The following is a 1280-nucleotide window of genomic DNA, read 5'->3' as shown; positions in this document are numbered from 1 at the left end:
CACACGCCCCGACCCCCAGATGGAGAGACATGACCCCCGGCCCGGCGGTACCCAAGGCCCCCGGCGCAAAACCCGTCCTCGGGCATCTCGGCACCTTCCTGCGCGCACCGCTGCCCTTCCTCCGCGGACTGGCCGCGCACGGCCCCCTCGTGGAGATCCAACTCGCCGGCGAACGCGTCCTGGTCGTCTGCGACCCCGAACTCACCCGGGCGATGCTGCTCAAGGACCGGATCTTCGACAAGGGCGGCCCGCTCTACGACCGGCTGCGCGAGGCCGGCGGACAGGGCCTCGCCTCCTGCCCGGCGAGCGAGCACCGCCGCCAACGCCGGCTCATCCAACCCGCTTTCCGCCAGGCGCTCTTCCCCGGCTACGCCGGCATCATGACCGAACGCCTGGACGCCCTCATCACCGGCTGGCAACCGGGGCGCCGCTTCGACCTGAGCACCGAGACCCGCAGCATCGCCGCCGACATCGTCGTCTCCGCCATCTTCGGCACCGGACTGGACCCCGCCGTCCACAGCCGACTGGCCGGCGACTTCGACATCCTGCTCGCCGGCTTCACCCGCCACACCCTGCTGCCCAAGCGGCTGCGCACGATGCCGCTGCCCGGCAACCGCGAGTACCTGGCGGCCACCGACCGGGTCCGCCGCGGCATGACCGACCTCACCACGCGCTACCGCACCCAAGGCGACACCGGCGGCACCAACCTGCTCTCCCTGCTCGTCGCGGCCCGCGACCCGGAAAGCGACCAGCCCGCCCTGACCGACGACGAACTCGTCGACCAGGCCGTGACCATGTACTCCGCCGGCACCGAGACCACGGCCGGCGCCGTCTGCTGGTCCCTCTACCTCACCAACCGCCACCCGCACACCCTGCGCCGCCTCACCACAGAGGTCGACGACGTACTCGGCGGCCGCACCGCCACCTGGGACGACCTGCCGAACCTCAGGTACACCCGCCAGGTGTTCAACGAGGCCCTGCGCATGTACCCGCCGGGCTGGTTCCTCACCCGCGACACCACCGAGGACACCACCCTCGGCGGCTACGACATCCCCAAGGGCACCACGGTCGCCTTCACCCCCTACCTGATCAGCCACCTCTCCACCCTCTACCCCCAACCCGAGCGCTTCGACCCCGACCGCTGGAAGACCGACGGCGGCAAACCGCAGGTCCCCGCCACCGTCTTCGGCGGCGGCGCCCGCAAGTGCATCGGCGACGAGTTCGCCCTGCTCGAAGGCGTACTGATGCTCGCCTCCTACCTCAGCCACTGGCGCCTGGAC

Annotated in this window: 1 protein-coding gene; it reads left to right on the top strand. The window is 71.3% G+C overall.

The features are described from left to right. Positions 1-29: 29 nt before the first annotated feature. Positions 30-1280 (top strand): cytochrome P450 (locus FNX44_RS26965; protein ID WP_143651581.1); only part of this gene is annotated, 1251 nt, incomplete at its 3' end.

Origin of the sequence: Streptomyces alkaliterrae (assembly GCF_007097205.2) — a bacterium.
In the GTDB taxonomy this organism is placed as follows: domain Bacteria; phylum Actinomycetota; class Actinomycetes; order Streptomycetales; family Streptomycetaceae; genus Streptomyces; species Streptomyces alkaliterrae.
The sequence above is the reverse complement of the archived record's forward strand: the minus strand, read 5'-3'. Positions and strand labels throughout refer to the sequence as shown.